At 64.0% G+C, this 1104-nt stretch carries 1 protein-coding gene; it reads left to right on the forward strand.

What is annotated here, in order from left to right:
* Positions 1-124: 124 nt before the first annotated feature.
* Positions 125-1104: IS4 family transposase (locus FFS57_RS25065; RefSeq protein ID WP_137940533.1), on the forward strand; the 980-nt coding region annotated here is incomplete at its 3' end.

Here is a 1104-nt window from a genome sequence, read left to right on the forward strand (position 1 = left end):
CCACCCCTTTCAAGGTCTTGTTGAGCAATCAGGTGTATCCTGCTGATTGCAATGCGTACGAGGGAGAGCGGAAATCTGGCAAGCGATTGTGGAGCGATTTGAGCAGCATGCACCGGCAAGCGTGATGGCGCGGCTGGCGCTGGAGCAGGCGTTGCCGGCGGGGTGGGTGGATGAGGTATTCGATGCACATCGTCATCGCCAGTACCCACGGGAACTGATGTTCTCCACGGTCGTGGAGCTGATGACGCTGGTGACGTTGGGGCTGCGCCCGTCGTTGCACGCGGCGGCACGCAAGATGGGCAATCTGCCGGTGTCGATGGCGGCGCTATATGACAAGCTCAACCGCACCGAGCCGGCGATTCTACGGGGACTGGTACGAGGCAGCGCACAGCGCTTGATGCCAGTATCGGCGCACTTGGATGAGCACAGCAGCTTGCCGGGCTGGCAGTTGCGCATCGTGGACGGCAACCATCTACCGGGCACCGAGAAACGGCTGGCGCCACTGCGCGGCCATCGTGGTGCCGCGCTGCCGGGGCACAGCCTGGTGGTCTACGACCCGGACCGGGGCTTGGTGTGCGATATCGTGGCTTGCGAGGACGCGCATGAAAGCGAACGAACCGGCATGCAACCCCTGGTGGACAGTGCTGAGGCTGGACAGCTGTGGATAGCAGATCGTCACTTCTGCACCCGTGCCATCATGCAAGGCTGGTGTCAGGCCGGGGCGAGCTTCATCGTGCGTGAGCACGCGCGCCACCCGCAGCTGAGCTGGGAGGGCGACTGGAGTGGGCGCGAGCGCATTGACACAGGCCGTGTGCGTGAGCAGGCCATCGCGATGGCGGCTATTCACAACGACGAGCGCCCTGCCAGCACCGCCGACTGGCGCCGCATCGAGATCGCGTTGGATACCCCCACCGAGTCTGGTGAAACCGTGATCGGGCTATGGACCAATCTGCCGGCCGAGATCCAGGCGGCGACGATCGCAGCGTTGTACCGCAAGCGCTGGCGCATCGAGGGGATGTTCCAGCGCCTGGAGTCCGTGCTGCACAGCGAGATCAAGAGCCTGGGGCGTCCCAGAGCAGCGCTATTAGGGTTCACGGTGGCAGT

The organism is Chitinivorax sp. B (assembly GCF_005503445.1).
In the GTDB taxonomy this organism is placed as follows: Bacteria; Pseudomonadota; Gammaproteobacteria; order Burkholderiales; family SCOH01; genus Chitinivorax.